The following is a 15,853-nucleotide window of genomic DNA, read 5'->3' on the forward strand; positions in this document are numbered from 1 at the left end:
GTGAAGAGGTGACGCCGCGTGAGGCGGCCGCGCTGACGAGCGAGGCGTGGCGACCGACCGCCGGTCGGGATTTGGCCCACGAACGGTCTGCATACGTATTCAATCGGACGCCGAATCGAGGGCCTGCGCAGAATCGGGAAGAACCGGCCCGGCACGGCCGACGCCCATGCAGCGTCGGCCGACGGAGCCGGCACGAAACCCTCGGGAGGGGTAATGAGCAGCATCGAGACGGTGGCAAATGGGGCAACGCAGCACGCGACCATGCGCGTACTGCTGATTTCGGCGGCCGCGGCACTGGGCGGCTTCCTGTTCGGATTCGACACCGCGGTGATCAACGGTGCGGTGGATGCGGTGCGCGGCAGCTTCGGGCTGAGCGCGGCGGCCACCGGCTTCGCCGTATCGTGCGCGCTCTTGGGCTCCGCGGTCGGCGCCTGGTACGCGGGTCCGCTGGCGGACCGCTACGGCCGCGTGCAGACGATGCGCGTGGCGGCGGCACTGCTGGCGGTCAGCGCACTCGGGGCCGGCATGGCTTTCGGCGTGTGGGATCTGATCCTGTGGCGCGTGGTCGGCGGCATCGGTGTCGGCGTGGCATCGGTGATCGCACCGACCTACATCGCGGAAGTGTCGCCGGCGCATGTGCGTGGGCGCCTGGGCTCGTTGCAGCAGCTCGCCATCGTGCTCGGCATCTTCGTTGCCCTACTCAGCGATGCCTGGCTGGCCGGTGCGGCCGGCGGCGCATCCCAGAAACTGTGGCTGGGGCTGGATGCGTGGCGCTGGATGTTCCTCGTCGCCGTGGTGCCTGCACTGATTTACGGCGCGCTGGTGTTCGGCGTGCCCGAGTCGCCGCGTCACCTCGTCGCGAAGGGCCGTACCGCCGAAGCGCGCACGGTGCTCCAGGAAGTACTCGACCTGCGCGATCCGGCGGCGCTCGACACCAAGCTGCACGACATCGAACGCAGCCTGCGCACGGAGTACCGGCCGACGCTGCGTGATCTGCGCGGACCCAGTGCGGGCCTGCTGCCGGTGGTGTGGATCGGCATCCTGCTGTCGGTGTTCCAGCAGTTCGTCGGCATCAACGTCATCTTCTATTACTCCTCGACGCTATGGCACTCGGTCGGCTTCAGCGAAGCCGATTCGTTCACGATCACCGTCGCTACGTCGATCGTGAACGTGCTGGTGACCCTGGTCGCCATCGCTCTGGTGGACAAGCTGGGCCGCAAGCCGCTGTTGATCATCGGCTCCGTCGGCATGGCGGTGACGCTTGGCCTGATGGCGCTGTGTTTCTCGCATGCCACGGGTACCGGTTCGCAGCTGACCCTGCCCGAGCCGTGGGGTATGACGGCGCTGGTGGCCGCTAACGCCTATGTCGTGTTCTTCGGCCTGAGTTGGGGGCCGATGGTGTGGGTGCTATTGGGCGAGATGTTCCCCAACCGGATCCGCGCGATCGGGTTGGCGGTCGCCGCTTCGGCGCAGTGGTTGGCCAACTTCCTGATCACCGCGACGTTCCCGTCGCTGGCGGAGATCGGGCTGACGTTTGCCTATGGCCTGTACGCGGCGTTCGCGGTGTTGTCGCTGGTGTTCGTGCTTCGTTCGGTGCGCGAAACCAAGGGCATGGAGTTGGAAGAAATGCGGGATTGAGTTCCTTCTCCCCGCGAGCGGGGAGAAGGTGCCCGAAGGGCGGATGAGGGGCGGCTTTTGCTTCTTACTTCCCCAACAAGAACTCCAGCGGCACATCGACGCGAGCGCGCCACGCGCGCTCGCTGTGCTCCGCGCCTTCGAACTTCCGTGTGACCCAGTTGCGGCCTTCGACGTAACCATTGGCGCGCATCGCCGCATCCATCCGCTGCTGATACGGCGCGTACTGCGCATCCAGCGTGGCGGTGCCGAAGTCGAAATAGAGGCGGTGCGTACGCGGATCGGGTAGGTGCGAAGACAGCCAGTCAATCACAACGCCGTCGCCGATCGGCCAATGCGTCGATAGCGCGCCGGCACCGCCGAACACCTCCGGATATTCCGCCACCGCGTACGCTGAAATCAGTCCTCCCATGCTGGAGCCCATGACGAAGGTGTCCTTCCGTCCCCGCTTGGTGCGGTAGGTCGAGTCGATGAATGGCTTCAGTTCGGTGGCGAGGAACTTCAGGTAATCGTCTGAAGCGATGTCCGCGCGCGCCAGCGGCGTGAAGCCCTCCACGCCGACCGGCAACGATTCGCTCTTGACCGGCTTGCGCGGCATGTACTCCTGCAGCCGGCGCGGCGTATTCCAGACGCCGACGATGATCGCCTCGCGAATGCGATGATCCGTGATCAGGCGCGTCATCGTCTCGTCGATGCCCCAATCCACGCCGATGTACGAGAGCTGCGGGTCGAACAGATTCTGGCCGTCGTGCATGTACACCACGGGGTAGCGCCGGTGCGGATGATCGGCGTAGCCGGGCGGCAGCCACACGTCCACATTGCGCGCGGGGACGAAGTCGGACTCGATGTCCTGCCAGCTGTCGACGTGGCCGGTCACGTTCAGTGGCGGCGCATGGCGCGCGAACGCCCAGGTGAGGAAGGTGGGGAGCATGCGCCCCCAGCTCGCCTGGTTGTGCTGGCCGCCCTCGAGCGTGAACAGCACGGCGTCGCGGCGATCGGGATGGGCGGCGTAGTCGGGGTTCACACCGTAGCCCAGTTGCTGCAGTCCTTTGGCACGCACGGTTTCGCCGTTCTTCCAGCCCAGGAGCAGATCGCGCGTATCGTCCAGCACGTCGATGGCGCCGTCGCCGTCGCGATCGTCCTTCTCTTCGGTCGTACCGACGGCGAAGAAGAAGCGTGCGCCGTTGCGCGGCTGGGTGCCGTCGACCATCCGCTGCGCCAGGCGCGTGCGCTGCACCGCTTCGGCATCCTGGCGCTCGGTGGAGAGCCAGAACGACGGCGAAAAGGCGCCGACGCGTCCGAACAGCTCCGGATACTGCCAACCGACATTGAAGGCGTTGGCGGCGCCGAGCGACCAGCCCAATATCGCCCGCGCATCGGGCGCAGGCCGCGTGCGGTAACGGCGGTCGATTTCGGGCACCAGCGTATGCGCGACCCACTCGGAGTACGCGTGCGCATTCGCACCGACCGGGCCGTAACGCGTCGATGCGACCACGTTGCGGCCCGCGCCGCGATCGGAGAAGCCGTAAGCCGCCATCCGATCCTGCGGCATGTCGATCGCGACGACGATCAACGGCCGAATCGTTTCGCCGGCATACAGGCGTTCCAGCGTGGCCTGCAGGCCGACGGCTTCCATGTCCTGGCCGTCGTTGATGTAAAGCGTCGGGTAGTGGCGCGCGCCCAACGCGTCATAACCCCGCGGCAGCCAGACGCGGACGCGAAGAGGTGCCGGCGATACGGATGGCGCCGCTAAGTCGAAACTCTCGACCGTGAGTTGCGATGCGGCTTGCGGCGGCGAGGCCGGCTTAGGCGCGGGATGCGCGCAGGCCGCGCCCAGTAGCGCAAGCGCCATGGCGAAAGCGACTCGAAAGCTCATGCGAGATTGCGCCGATAGAGGAAGAAGCCGTTGAGCGTGAGGCGTCCGCTGCGCGGATCGCCGCTGAGAAGCTCCGGTGCGGCGATGTCGCCGCTGTGGAAGATCGTCCCGGAATAGAAGATCAGGCGGTTCCAGCGCGCTGGAACGGACAAAAACTTCTCGAAGTACGCATTGGATTGCGTCATGTATCCGGGAGCGAGGTCATGCTTGGCTGCAAACTCGGGAGGCGACAATCGCGTGGTGTCCTGCACCAGCTCGGCGATTTCCGCCATCGGCCGCAGTGGGCGATAGAAGCCGGTGCCGCCCAGCCGTTCCTCGCGGAACAGGTACAGAACGCAGGCCGCGATGCCCTGACCGGCCTCCATCTCGAGACGATCCACATGGCACAGGCGCTGCGCGGGGGCGAGCTCATCCGGCGCGCGCGTCGTCAGCGACAGCCGGCTGTACATGCGCAGCGTGCGCCGCGCGGCGAAGTGCTGGCGCAAATGCGTGCTGAAAAATTGTTCCAGGTTCGCGGATATGTCCTCCGGCAATCGCAGTTCCGGACCCGGATACGCATTGTGCGGCGCCTCGACGAAATCGCGCTGGCGTGCGGCCGCATACTCCACCCAACGCTCGGGCTCCAGCAGCGCGTCGTCGACCACATGGCACAACGGACGCCCGCCGATGGCGAGCGTCTGGACACGCGGATTCGGATTGAACATCGCCGAGGTCAGCGCTTCGGCACGAAGCGGATCGCGGCACCACCGCCCGCGCCCAGCTTCAGGCTGAGCGTGTCGCCGCGCTTGACCGTTCGCTCCTCGCGCACGAAGGCGAAGGGGTTGGTCTTCCAGTCCGCCCCATCACCGTCGCGATAGATCTGCGCCGTATAGCCGCGCTTCGCATCGAGGAAAGACAGCGGGATCTCCAACGTGCGCGCGTTCTCGTCGGTCACGCTGCCCAGGTACCAGTCCTGGCTGTTGCGGTCCTTGCGCACGATGGTGGCGTAGTCGCCGACTTCGCCGTTCACCACGTGCGTCTCCTGCCAGTCGGTCGGCACGTCGCGGATGAACTGGAACGCATCCATGTGTTGCTCGTAGTGCTCGGGCAAGTCCGCCGCCATGTGGATCGGGCTGTACAGCACGACGTAGTCGGCGAGCTGGCGCGCGAGCGTGTTCTGGATCACCTGGCCACCGCGGCCCTTCAGACTGACCACGCCGGGAGTGAAATCCATCGGCCCGGCCAGCATGCGGGTGAAGATCAGATTCGGCTCGTGCTCGGGCGGATTGGGCGGATTGCCCCAGGCGTTGAATTCCTGGCCGCGTGCGCCCTCGCGCGCGACCCAGTTGGGGTAGGTGCGGCGCAGGCCGGTGTCCTTGATCGGTTCGTGCGCGTCGATGGCGATGTGATGCTTGGCCGCCGCCTCGAGCACGCGCAGGTGATGGTTGCTCATGAACTGGCCTTCGTGCCATTCGCGTACGACCGGCCCGTTCGCCACGTCCTGCCGTTCGATCTGGCCGGCGTCGCACACATAGCCGGTCTTCACCGCGTCGATGCCCAGCCGCTGGAACAGCGTGAAGGCCTCGTCCATCTGCCGCTCATAGTGGCTGACCGCGCATGCCGTCTCATGATGGCCGATCAGATGCACGCCCTTGGACTTCGCATAGGCGGCGAGGGCCTCGAGGTCGTAATCCAGCGTCGGCTTGCGGAAGTCGAAGTTCCAGCCGTTGGCGAACCAATCGCCGTCCCAGCCCAGGTTCCAACCTTCCACCAGCACGCCGCGGAAGCCGTACTTGGCGGCGAAGTCGATGTAGCGCTTGGTGTTCTCCGTGGTGGCGCCGTGCTTGGGCCCGGTGCCCCAGGTCTGTTCGTCCAGATGCAGCGACCACCACACGCCGACGTACTTGGAGGGCTTGAACCAGCTCACGTCGCCGAGCTTGTTGGGTTCGTTGAGGTTGAGGATCAGATTGGATTCGACCAGTCCACCGGCGCGATCGGCGATCTGGATCGTGCGCCACGGCGTGGTAAACGGCGTCTGGCGTATGACCTTGGCCGGCGCTTCGCCACCAGGCGTGAGCACGGCGCGCAGGCGACCATCGCCGCCTTTCGACAGATTCATGCCGGCATAGTCGACAAGCGCGGCTTCATGGATGGTCAGGTGTGTGCCGTCATCGGTGCGCAGCGTGATCGGGGTCTGCGCCACGCCGACCTCGCTCAGCGGCGTGCGGTGGTACAGGTATTCCTCGCGGTTCCATTCGAAGGCAGGGATCCACCAGGCCGTCGCCGGCCGGGCGATCGCGAACTCGGTGAGTTCTTCCTGGATCTGCACCTCGTCCAGTTTCGGCTGCTTGGGGAACTCGTAACGAAAGCCGACGCCGTCGTCGAAGACGCGGAATACCAGCTCAATGCGGCGATGGTCGCGATCGCCCTCGACGAAGTTGGCATGCAGCTCGTTGTAATGGTTGCGGACGTAGCGGCGCTCGCCCCACGGCTGCTCCCAGGTTTCGTCGAAGCTGCGCGAGGACTGGCTGTCGAGCTTGAGCCCGCGCAGGAACTGGCGGCCGTTGCGCAGGATGAAGCCCAGGCGCGAGTCCTCGATCAGTGGCTGCCCCTTGCGTAGCACGCGATAGGCGAGTCGCCCCTCGCCATTGAGGTCGAGTTCCACCTTGAGCGTCCTGTCGGGCGATTCGACGCTGGCGACGGTCTCGGCGTGAGCGGCGAAGCTGGTGCCGCACAGTGCGACGGCCAGAGCCAACGAATGCTTGCAGGAAGAATGCATCTGAAAATCCCTCGGATCAGAAAACCTGAAATAACAAGACCGCGTCACTCGACCACATACACCGCCGCCGTGCGTGCGGGAATCACGAAGCGCCCCTTGCGCGAGTCGAACGACGCCTGCTTGGCGCGCGCATCGGCGGCGTCCCTTCTCGCCAGCACCGGATGCAGCACATAGCGCTTACCGGCTTCTTCGGGCAACTCCAAGGTCTGCGCCTGCGGCGACACGTTGATCAGATACAGCACGTCGCGGAAACGCGCGTCCGGGTAGCCACGGCCATCGAGGTGGCCGACGACGACGAGCGGATTCTGGATGGGCCCGATATTGCGGAACTGCAGGCGCTGCTGCACGTCGGCCGCGGTGCGCAGGCGGAACAGCGTCGAGCGCGCGCGGATCCGCAGCAGGTCCTGGAAGGCGTCGCGCATCCATGCGATCTCGTCCGGCGTCGGTTTGATCGCCGCGGCGTCCGCGAGTATGGGGCGCAGTAGCGACCAGTCCTTGCCATTGTCGCTGGCCGGCGGCAGGCCGCTGCCGAAGTGGTTGTCGAGGTAGCGCCAGTCGAGCCGGTTGAACCAGTCGCCCGAATCGAAGCTGTTGCGGTCCAGCGATTTCGAACGCAGCACGTCCATACCCGCGTGGAAATAGGCCACGCCCTGGCTGAAGGCGACGAACGCGGCACCGAGCAACTGCACGCGCACGCGCTCCTCACGCGAAGTGTCGCGCGGCAGCTTCAGCGCATTCACGTCGAAGAGCGTGGGGTTGTCGTGATTCTCGACGTAGTTGACGACCTCGCCGGGTTGAGCGGCGTAGCCGGCGGGCTGGCCCTTATAGTCGATCTCGCCAAGCGTCTTCACCATGCCGTCGGCGGCTTGCATGCGGTAGTCGCGCAGTGTCCCGGCGAGGCCGACGCGCACCAGATCCGCCGCGCGCAGCAGATCCTCGCGCGTGTGGCGGCCTGCGGCGAGCGCATTGGGCGCGTAGAACAGGCCATTGAGATAGCCCTGCGTCGCGATCAGATCCGTTCCGCTGTCGCAGCAACCGCCGCCGCGCAGTGCGTCACGCGCGCGATCGCTGAAGGTTCCGATGCCGGAATCCTGCAAGGACAATTGCGAGGCCTGTACGAAGCGTTTGCCGTCGGCGACCTCGCCGAAGTTCCAGCCTTCGCCGATCAGGTTGATGTGATGGCCGACGGCTGCGTCTGCGCGCCTTTGCACCTCTTCCACGGCCGTGCGCGGCTGGTGGCCCATCAGGTCGAAGCGGAACGAGTCGATGCGGTAATGCTTCGCCCACAGCGCGACCGAATCGGCCATCAGCTTGGCCATCATCCGGTGCTCGGTCGCGGTGTTGTCGCAGCAGGTCGAACGTTCGACCGCGCCGTTCGCGTCCAGGCGCTGGTAGTAGCCCGGGACGACGCGATCGAGCACCGAACGCGCCTGCTGGCCCGACACCGTGGTGTGGTTGTAGACCACGTCCATGCCGACACGCAGTCCGGCGGCGTGCAGCGCCTGCACCATCGCGCGGAACTCGCGAATGCGCACTGCCCCGTCGCCCGGATCGGTGGCATAGCTGCCTTCTGGCACGTTGTAGTGGTAAGGGTCGTAGCCCCAGTTGAAGCAGTCGCGCGCAGCGTCCTTCATCACTGCCGCTTGCTGCGTCTTGCTATCGGGGCCGGCCTCGGGCACCTGCGGTGTCGCACAACCGGATTCGGGGATGGTCGCGATATCGAATACGGGCAGCAGATGCACGTCGCTCAAGCCCGCCGCGCTCAATGCGAGCAGGTGGCGCATGCCGTTGGAGGTTAAGTCGGTGAACGCAAGGTATTTGCCGCGGTGCGGCGCCGGCACCGTTTCGTCGCCGATGGAGAAGTCGCGGACGTGCAATTCGTAGATCGACAGGTCGGTCTGCGCGGCGAGCGGTGGCGGTCGCGGTGCATCGTCCCAGCCGGCGGGTTTCAATGCCGGTGCATCGAGATCGGCGATGTAACTGCGCTTGGAATCCGTGGTCAGGCCGATCGAATAGGGGTCGGTCACGCGGTTGCGCACCAGGCCGGTGCCGGGCACGAAGACGTCGACCAGGTAGGTGTAGTACTGCCCGGAGAGATCGCCCGGCCACTGCGCGGACCACACGCCGGTGGCCGCATCGCGCTGCAGCGAAGCGACGTGTTTCGCCGAGTCGTCGCCGTTCGCGTACACGCAGACAGCGACCGCGCGCGCCGTCGGCGCCCAGAGGCGGAAGCCGGTGCTGTCGTCGGCGATCGAAACGCCCAGTGCCGTCTCGTTCTCGGCTTGGGCATACAACTCGTCCAGCGCACCCGGTGTCTGCACGTAAGTCGCGTCCAGCACCCGGCCGGCGTCGTCCTCGCGTACAAGCAGAACCTGTTGGGTCAGTAGCGATGAAATCCTGGCGATGTCGTTGCCATTCACCGCCAGATGGACGCCAGCGCCCACGAAACCGAAACGGGCGGTCAGCGTTGCGGGTACCTGGTTCGTGATGACCAGTGCCAGGCTGCCTTCGGCCCCTTCCACGCGGCGTCCGGGCACCGCGACCAGTCCCGCGCGCGAGGCGTGATACAGCCGATAGCGGCCGATCCCTTTATCGCCGGGCCAGGCAAGAAAGCCGGTGCCGAGCCAGTACGCGCGTGCATCGGTCTGCTTGCGTGCGGCGGGGGCCAGCAGCGTGGCGTAATCCGCGGTATCGCAATCGGTCGTTGCGGGCGCCGCAGCCAGCGCGCCGCCGGTTGCCAGCAGGCCGGAAATAAGCAGAAGGGCCCTCAATCCCCGCATGAATACGATTCCATCGCGATCTGAATGCGGCGGGGTTCCGGCGCCCACCGAAACCCACACCGCAGAATGACCGCTCGCGGCCACGGCCGCATACTCGGTATCGGCAAGGGGACGGGATTTACGCATGGTCAACGGCAATCAAGAAGGGCGGGTGAAGGACATCGTCATCGTAGGCGGCGGCACCGCCGGCTGGATGGCGGCGGCAGCGCTGTCCAAGATTCTTTCGCGCGATTACGCCATCCGCGTCGTCGAGTCCGAGGAAATCGGCACCGTCGGCGTCGGCGAAGCCACGATCCCGATGATCAAGCTGTTCAACAATGCGCTCGATCTCGACGAAAGCGACTTCGTTCGCCAGACCAAGGGCTCGTTCAAGCTCGGCATCGAGTTCGTCAACTGGGGCCGCCTGGGCGACAGCTATATCCATGGCTTCGGCAAGATCGGCCAGGACCTGGGCACGGTCTCGTTCTACCAGTACTGGCTGAAGATGCATCAGCTCGGCAAGGCGGCGCCGCTGGACGAGTACTCCATCAATACGTGGGCCAGCCGCCACGACAAATTCATGCGCGCGGTGACCGACCGGCCGAACTCGCCGCTCGCCGACATCGCCTACGCCTATCACTTCGACGCGGCGCTCTACGCGCGCTACCTGCGCAGTTATGCCGAGGCGCGCGGCGTGATCCGCACCGAGGGCAAGGTCGTCGACGTGCAGCTCAATGGCGAAAGCGGCTTCGTCGATGCCATCCAGCTGCAGAGCGGCGAGCGCATCGCCGGCCAGCTGTTCATCGACTGCTCCGGCTTCCGCGGCTTGCTGATCGAACAGGCGCTCAAGAGCGGCTACGAGGATTGGACGCAGTGGCTGCCGTGCGATCGCGCCGTTGCCGCGCCCTGCGCCGGCACGGGTCCGATCACGCCCTACACCCGCTCCACCGCGCTCGAGTCCGGCTGGCAGTGGCGCATCCCGCTGCAGCATCGCGTCGGCAACGGTTACGTGTTCTCCAGCCGCTACATCAGCGAAGACGAAGCGACCGCACGCCTGGTCGGCAATCTCGAAGGCGAACTGCTGGCCGAGCCGCGCGTGCTGCGCTTCGTCACCGGCAAGCGCAAGAAATTCTGGAACAAGAACGTGGTGGCCATGGGACTGGCCAGCGGCTTCATGGAGCCGCTGGAGTCGACGAGCATCCACATGATCCAGTCCTCGATCGCGCGCCTGACCGCCTTCTTCCCGCACGCCGGTTTCGACCAGGCCGACATCGACGAGTACAACGCGCACACCGACTTCGAGTACGACCGGATCCGCGACTTCCTGATCCTGCATTACAACGCCACCGAGCGCGACGACACGCCGTTCTGGAATCACTGCAGGACCATGGACGTGCCCGAGACGCTGCGCCGGCGCATGGAGTTGTTCCGCACTAACGGACGTGTCTTCCGCGAGAACAACGAGATGTTCGCCGAGCCGAGCTGGGTCCAGGTCATGTTCGGTCAGCGCATCCATCCGCAGAGCTATCACGCGCTGGTCGACGTCTACTCCGAAGAGAAGATCGCCGAATACCTGGAGAACGTTCGCGGCGTGATCGGCAAGTGCGTGCAGGCGATGCCGTCGCACGACGCCTTCATTGCGCGCCATTGCGCGATTGCGCCGGAGACGCAAGCGGCTTGATGCTGCGATCGTCACGCCCCCTCACCCTGCGCCGCTGCGCGACGCTGTCCCTCTCCCCGCAAGCGGGGCGAGGGTGGAGGCTCAGAGCGTGGCGTAGAACGCGCCATGCGCCGCCAGCTGCAGCGTATCGCCATCCAGGCGGCCGTTGGCGACGCCGGGCGCAGGCGTGCCCGTGGCATGCAAGTCGCGCGGGAGCGGCCAGGCCACCGCTTCGCCCGAAAGGTTGAAGGCCACCAGCATCTTCTGCGCCTCGCACTCGCGTACGAACGCGAGTACCGGTTCGGGCGTGTCGAGGAAGCGGATCGTGCCTTCGCGCAGCGCCGGTTGCGTCTTGCGCCAGCGCAGGAAGGCGCGTGCGGCATTGAGCACAGACCGCGGATCGGCATCCTGCACGGTGACATTGCGCACCCCGTGCTCGCCAGGAATCGGCAGCCACGGCTTGCCCGCGCTGAAGCCAGCCTGCGCGGAGTCGTCCCAAGGCATCGGCGTGCGGCAGCCGTCGCGGCCCTTGAAGTTCGGCCAGAAGGTCTTGCCGTAAGGATCCTGCAGCGCTTCGAACGGGACATCGGCCTCAGGCAGTCCGAGTTCCTCGCCCTGGTACAGGCACACCGAGCCGCGCAGCGAGCACACCAGCGCGACCAGCTGCGCCGCGAACGTGCCGTTGGCCTCGGGGCCGCCCCAGCGCGTCACCGCGCGCTGCACGTCGTGATTGGAAATCGCCCAGCACGGCCAGCCTTCGCGCATGCTCGCTTCCAACCGCTCGACGGTGCCGCGGATGTAGGCGACGCTGAAGTCGTCGACCAGCAGCTCGAAGCTGTAGCCCATGTGCAGGCGCTGGGCGTTGACGTACTCGGCCATCGTCGCCAGCGAGTCTTCCGAGGAAATCTCGCCGAGCGTGGTGGCTTGTGGATAGCGGTCGAGCAACGCGCGCAGATCCTCGAGGAACTTCAGGTTCTCGGGCTGCGTGTTGTTGTAGTGGTGGTACTGGAAGGCGTACGGGTTGTCGGGGCTGAAGCCGCGCCCGGTGCGCAGCTCCGGCGGCTTGGGCGGGTTGTCGCGCAGCTGCCTGTCGTGGAAGCAGAAGTTGATCGCGTCCAGACGCAGGCCGTCGACGCCTTTCTCCAGCCAGAATTTCACGTTGTCCAGCGTGGCTTCGCGCACGGCCGGATTGTGGAAGTTCAGGTCCGGCTGCGAGGAGAGGAAGTTGTGCAGGTAGTACTGGCCGCGCCGCGGTTCCCACTTCCACGCCACGCCGCCGAAGATCGACAGCCAGTTGTTGGGCGGTGTGCCGTCCGGCTGCGCATCGGCCCACACGTACCAGTCGGCGCGGGCGTTGTCGCGGCTCTCGCGGCTCTGCTTGAACCATTCATGCTCGATTGAGGTGTGGCTGAGCACCTGGTCGATCATCACGCGCAGGCCCAACGCATGCGCCTTCGCCAGCAAGCGCTCGAAGTCGGCGAGGGTGCCGAACAGCGGATCGACGTCGCGATAGTCGGCGATGTCGTAGCCGAAGTCGGCCATCGGCGACTTGAAGAATGGCGAGATCCAGATCGCGTCGACCCCGAGGCTGGCGACGTAATCGAGTTTCTCGACGATGCCGGGCAGATCGCCGACGCCGTCGCCGTTGGTGTCGAGGAAGCTGCGCGGGTAGATCTGATAGATCACCGCGCCACGCCACCAGCGATTCGTTGCCATCGGACTCGGGCCCCATTCCTGCAGAGCCGCGACTATTCCATGCCGCATGCTCGGACGAGCGGGCGTCCGGTCATGGTGTAGCTTGAATACGATTACATTTCATTGTGCAGTGCGGGCGATGACTACCATGCGTGCCGCATCGATCGAGGAAACCAGATGAAGCAAAGCGCCGAGCAGGGGGCTCTCGCACAGGGAGCTAGCGACAGTCGCAAACCACAGCTGTCGTTCTGGCAAATCTGGAACATGTGCTTCGGCTTCCTCGGCATCCAGTTCGGCTTCGCGCTGCAGAACGCGAACGTCAGCCGCATCTTCCAGACGCTGGGAGCGTCGATCGACGACATCCCGATCCTGTGGGTTGCCGCGCCGCTGACGGGACTGTTGGTTCAACCGATCGTCGGGCACTTCTCCGACCGAACCTGGACGCCGCTTGGCCGGCGCCGGCCCTACTTCCTGGCCGGCGCGGTGCTGACCACACTGGCTTTGTTCTTCATGCCGAACTCGCCGTCGCTATGGATCGCGGCGGGCCTGCTGTGGATCCTGGATGCTTCGATCAACATCTCCATGGAGCCGTTCCGTGCCTTCGTCGGCGACCAGCTGCCGGTCAAGCAGCGCGCGACGGGCTATTCGATGCAGAGCTTCTTCATCGGCGTGGGCGCGGTGGTGGCGAGCCTGTTGCCGTGGCTGCTGGCCAAGCTTGGCATGGCCAACACGGCAGGGCCGGGCGAGGTTCCGGACACCGTGCGCTATGCCTTCTATGCGGGCGGCGCCGTGCTGTTGGGCGCGATCGGTTGGACGGTCCTGAGCACCCGCGAATATCCGCCGGAGCAACTGCATGCCTGGGACGAAGCGCCGCAGCTGCGCCAGAGGCAGCGCAACGCGGGCCGCATCCGCGCCTTGTCGTTGGCCAGCATCGTCGTTGGCGCGGCGGGGATCGCGGCGGTCGTGGGCTATGGGCTGGACAAGGCGCTCATCGTCTTCGCGGCCTTGTTCGTGGGCTTCGGTGCCGCGTTTTACCTGCGGACCTTCCTGCAAGGGCAGAGCGCCTTCACCGACATCATCGACGACATGCACGACATGCCGCCGGCGATGGTGAAGCTGGCGGTCGTGCAGTTCTTCTCCTGGTTCGCGTTGTTCGCGATGTGGATCTACACGACGGGTGCCGTGACCAGCGTGCACTACGGCAGCATGGACACCACGTCCAAGGCGTACAACGAAGGCGCCAACTGGGTCGGCGTGCTGTTTGCCGCTTACAACGGGTTTGCGGCCATCGCCGCGGTGCTGATTCCATGGATGGTGAAGCGCTGGGGATTGCGCATATCGCACCTGATCAACGCGACGCTGGGCGGCCTGGGACTGCTGTCCTTCGTCGTCATCCGCGATCCGCAGTGGCTGCTCCTGTCGATGGTCGGCGTCGGCTTTGCCTGGGCCTCGATCCTGTCGTTGCCGTACGCCCTGCTCTCGGACAGCGTGCCGGCGCAGAAGATGGGCGTGTACATGGGCATCTTCAATTTCTTCATCGTCATTCCGCAGCTGGTCGCGGCCAGCTTGCTGGGTGTGCTGCTGAAGCTGTTCTTCGGCAGCCATCCGATCTATGCGCTGGTGATCGGTGGCATCAGTCTGCTCGTGGCCGGCCTATGCGTGCTGCGCGTGCGCGAGCCCGGACACCAGCCGGCCGTCGCTGCCGCAAACTCTTGAGGAACAATGCATGGATCGTCGACTGATCGCCGCAGCGTGCGCGCTGCTCGTCGCCGGATGCGTAAACGATGCCGTGCCACCGCAGAAGGCGGCTGAAGCCAGCGCGACAGCCACACAGGCGAGCGCCGGAGACTACGTCGGAACTCGCGAGCCCTTCGCTGCGAATGCGGTGTACTTCGTCCTCACCGACCGCTTCGTCAACGGCGATCCTGGCAACGACCAGCGCGACCAGGCGGCCGGCCCCAATCACTCCTTCGATCGTCCCGTGCCGGGCGCGCCCGCGGGACGCTCGGACAACGTCGGCTACCTGGGCGGCGACTTCAAGGGGCTGCTCGACAACGCGCAGTACATTCGCGATATGGGCTTCGGCGCCGTGTGGGTCACGCCCATCGTCGACAACCCGGACGAAGCCTTTACCGGCGGCGATGCGGTGAAGTGGGGCGGCATGTTCACCGACCAGGGCAAGACCGGTTTTCACGGCTACTGGGGCGTGAACTTCTACAAGCTCGACGAGCACCTGCCGAGCGCGAATCTCGACTTCGCCGGGCTGACCAAGGGCCTGAAGCAGCATGGGCTGAAGACGGTGCTCGATATTGTCTGCAATCACGGCTCGCCGTCCTACACGATGCCGAAGGATCAGCCCAAGTTCGGCGAGATCTACGACAAGGACGGCACGCTGATCGCGGACCACCAGAACCTGCGGCCCGAGCAACTCGATCCGCAGCACAACCCGCTGCACGCGTTCTACAACACCACGCCCGGGCTGGCCCAGTTGTCGGACATCAACGAGAACGACCCGAAGGTGCTGGAATACTTCGTCGGCGCGTATTCGCAATGGATCGACCAGGGCGCCGACGCGTTCCGCATCGACACCATTCCGTGGATGCCGCATGCGTACTGGCATGCCTTCACCACGCGCATCCGCGAGAAGCATCCGGGCTTCTTCATGTTCGGCGAGGCGTTCAACTACGACGCCGCGAGCATCGCGCCGCACACGTTCGCGCGGAATGCGGGGGTGAGCGTACTCGACTTCCCGCTGAAGGAGCGCGTCGCCGAAGTGTTCGGCCGCCAGGGCGGCGGTTTCGAGCGCATCGCCGAGCGCCTGTATCTGGAAGACGGCCCGTACCAGAACCCGTACGAGCTGATGACCTTCTACGACAATCACGACATGGCGCGGATCGACGCGACGGATGAAGGCTTCATCGACGCCAACAACTTCCTGTTTACCGCGCGCGGCATCCCGGTCGTCTACTACGGCTCGGAAACCGGCTTCGAGCGCGGCACCGCGGAGCATGCGGGCAATCGCAACTACTTCGGGCAAGATCGCATCGACGCCGCGCCAAAGAGCCCGATCTACCAGGCGCTCAAGCGCATCGGTCAGCTGCGCGCCGCGACGCCGGCGTTGCAGCGCGGCCTGCAGGTGAATGTGCTGATGCAGGGCGAACGTGCCGCTTTCTACCGCGTGCTGCAGCAGGGCGACACGCATCAGATCGCATTGGTGCTGCTCAACAAGGGCGGCGCGCCGGCGGCGTTCGACCTGAAGGATGTGCAGGCGGGCCGTTGGCGTGCTGCGCTCGCGGGCGGCGATGTCGATGTTGCCGAAGGCGGTGTGCTGAAGGCCACGGTGCCGGCGCACGGTGTCGAGGTCTATCTGCTCGACGCGACCGTCACCAATCCGCAATTGCGGGCGGCGCTCGGGCGCGCGCAGGTAGGAGCGAATCCGCGCGGGTGATCTCGCGGGCGGCGGGAGGAGA

9 protein-coding genes are annotated in these 15,853 nt (G+C 65.7%); 4 read left to right on the forward strand and 5 right to left on the reverse strand.

The window, feature by feature from the left end:
• Positions 1-213: 213 nt before the first annotated feature.
• Positions 214-1,638 (forward strand): sugar porter family MFS transporter, encoded by a 1,425-nt coding sequence (locus ACYVJ8_RS13945; protein WP_460713389.1) that lies wholly within the window; start codon positions 214-216, stop codon positions 1,636-1,638.
• A gap of 64 nt (positions 1,639-1,702) precedes the next feature.
• Here ACYVJ8_RS13945 and ACYVJ8_RS13950 read toward each other — a convergent pair whose 3' ends face one another.
• Genes ACYVJ8_RS13950 through ACYVJ8_RS13965 form a run of 4 tightly spaced genes read right to left on the reverse strand, consistent with a single transcriptional unit; the run spans position 1,703 to position 9,049 of the window.
• Positions 1,703-3,511, reverse strand: coding sequence for an alpha/beta hydrolase-fold protein (locus tag ACYVJ8_RS13950; protein ID WP_460713391.1), 1,809 nt, complete (start codon positions 3,509-3,511; stop codon positions 1,703-1,705).
• On the reverse strand, positions 3,508-4,215 hold the full coding sequence (locus tag ACYVJ8_RS13955; protein ID WP_460713393.1) for a DUF6445 family protein: 708 nt from the start codon (positions 4,213-4,215) through the stop codon (positions 3,508-3,510). The genes ACYVJ8_RS13950 and ACYVJ8_RS13955 overlap by 4 nt, the downstream gene beginning before the upstream one ends.
• A gap of 8 nt (positions 4,216-4,223) precedes the next feature.
• Positions 4,224-6,269, reverse strand: coding sequence for a glycoside hydrolase family 97 protein (locus ACYVJ8_RS13960; protein WP_460713396.1), 2,046 nt, complete (start codon positions 6,267-6,269; stop codon positions 4,224-4,226).
• Positions 6,270-6,313: 44 nt separating this feature from the next.
• Positions 6,314-9,049 carry an alpha-1,6-glucosidase domain-containing protein gene (locus ACYVJ8_RS13965; RefSeq protein WP_460713398.1) on the reverse strand — a complete coding sequence of 912 codons (2,736 nt, stop codon included), beginning with the start codon at positions 9,047-9,049 and terminating at the stop codon, positions 6,314-6,316.
• Positions 9,050-9,173: 124 nt separating this feature from the next.
• Here ACYVJ8_RS13965 and ACYVJ8_RS13970 point away from each other — a divergent pair, with 124 nt between their 5' ends.
• The gene (locus ACYVJ8_RS13970) at positions 9,174-10,709 is read left to right on the forward strand and encodes a tryptophan halogenase family protein (protein ID WP_460713400.1); all 1,536 of its coding nucleotides are present in this window, start codon (positions 9,174-9,176) and stop codon (positions 10,707-10,709) included.
• Positions 10,710-10,790: 81 nt separating this feature from the next.
• Here the strand turns inward: ACYVJ8_RS13970 and ACYVJ8_RS13975 are convergent, their stop codons facing one another.
• Positions 10,791-12,404: an alpha-glucosidase family protein gene (locus ACYVJ8_RS13975; RefSeq protein WP_460713402.1), complete on the reverse strand. Its 1,614-nt coding sequence runs from the start codon at positions 12,402-12,404 to the stop codon at positions 10,791-10,793.
• Positions 12,405-12,560: 156 nt separating this feature from the next.
• Here ACYVJ8_RS13975 and ACYVJ8_RS13980 point away from each other — a divergent pair, with 156 nt between their 5' ends.
• Positions 12,561-14,099 carry an MFS transporter gene (locus tag ACYVJ8_RS13980; protein WP_460713404.1) on the forward strand — a complete coding sequence of 513 codons (1,539 nt, stop codon included), beginning with the start codon at positions 12,561-12,563 and terminating at the stop codon, positions 14,097-14,099.
• A gap of 10 nt (positions 14,100-14,109) precedes the next feature.
• Positions 14,110-15,831, forward strand: a complete 1,722-nt coding sequence (locus ACYVJ8_RS13985) for an alpha-amylase family glycosyl hydrolase (protein WP_460713406.1) — start codon at positions 14,110-14,112, stop codon at positions 15,829-15,831.
• Positions 15,832-15,853 lie beyond the last annotated feature (22 nt).

This window comes from Lysobacter terrae, from assembly GCF_054782215.1.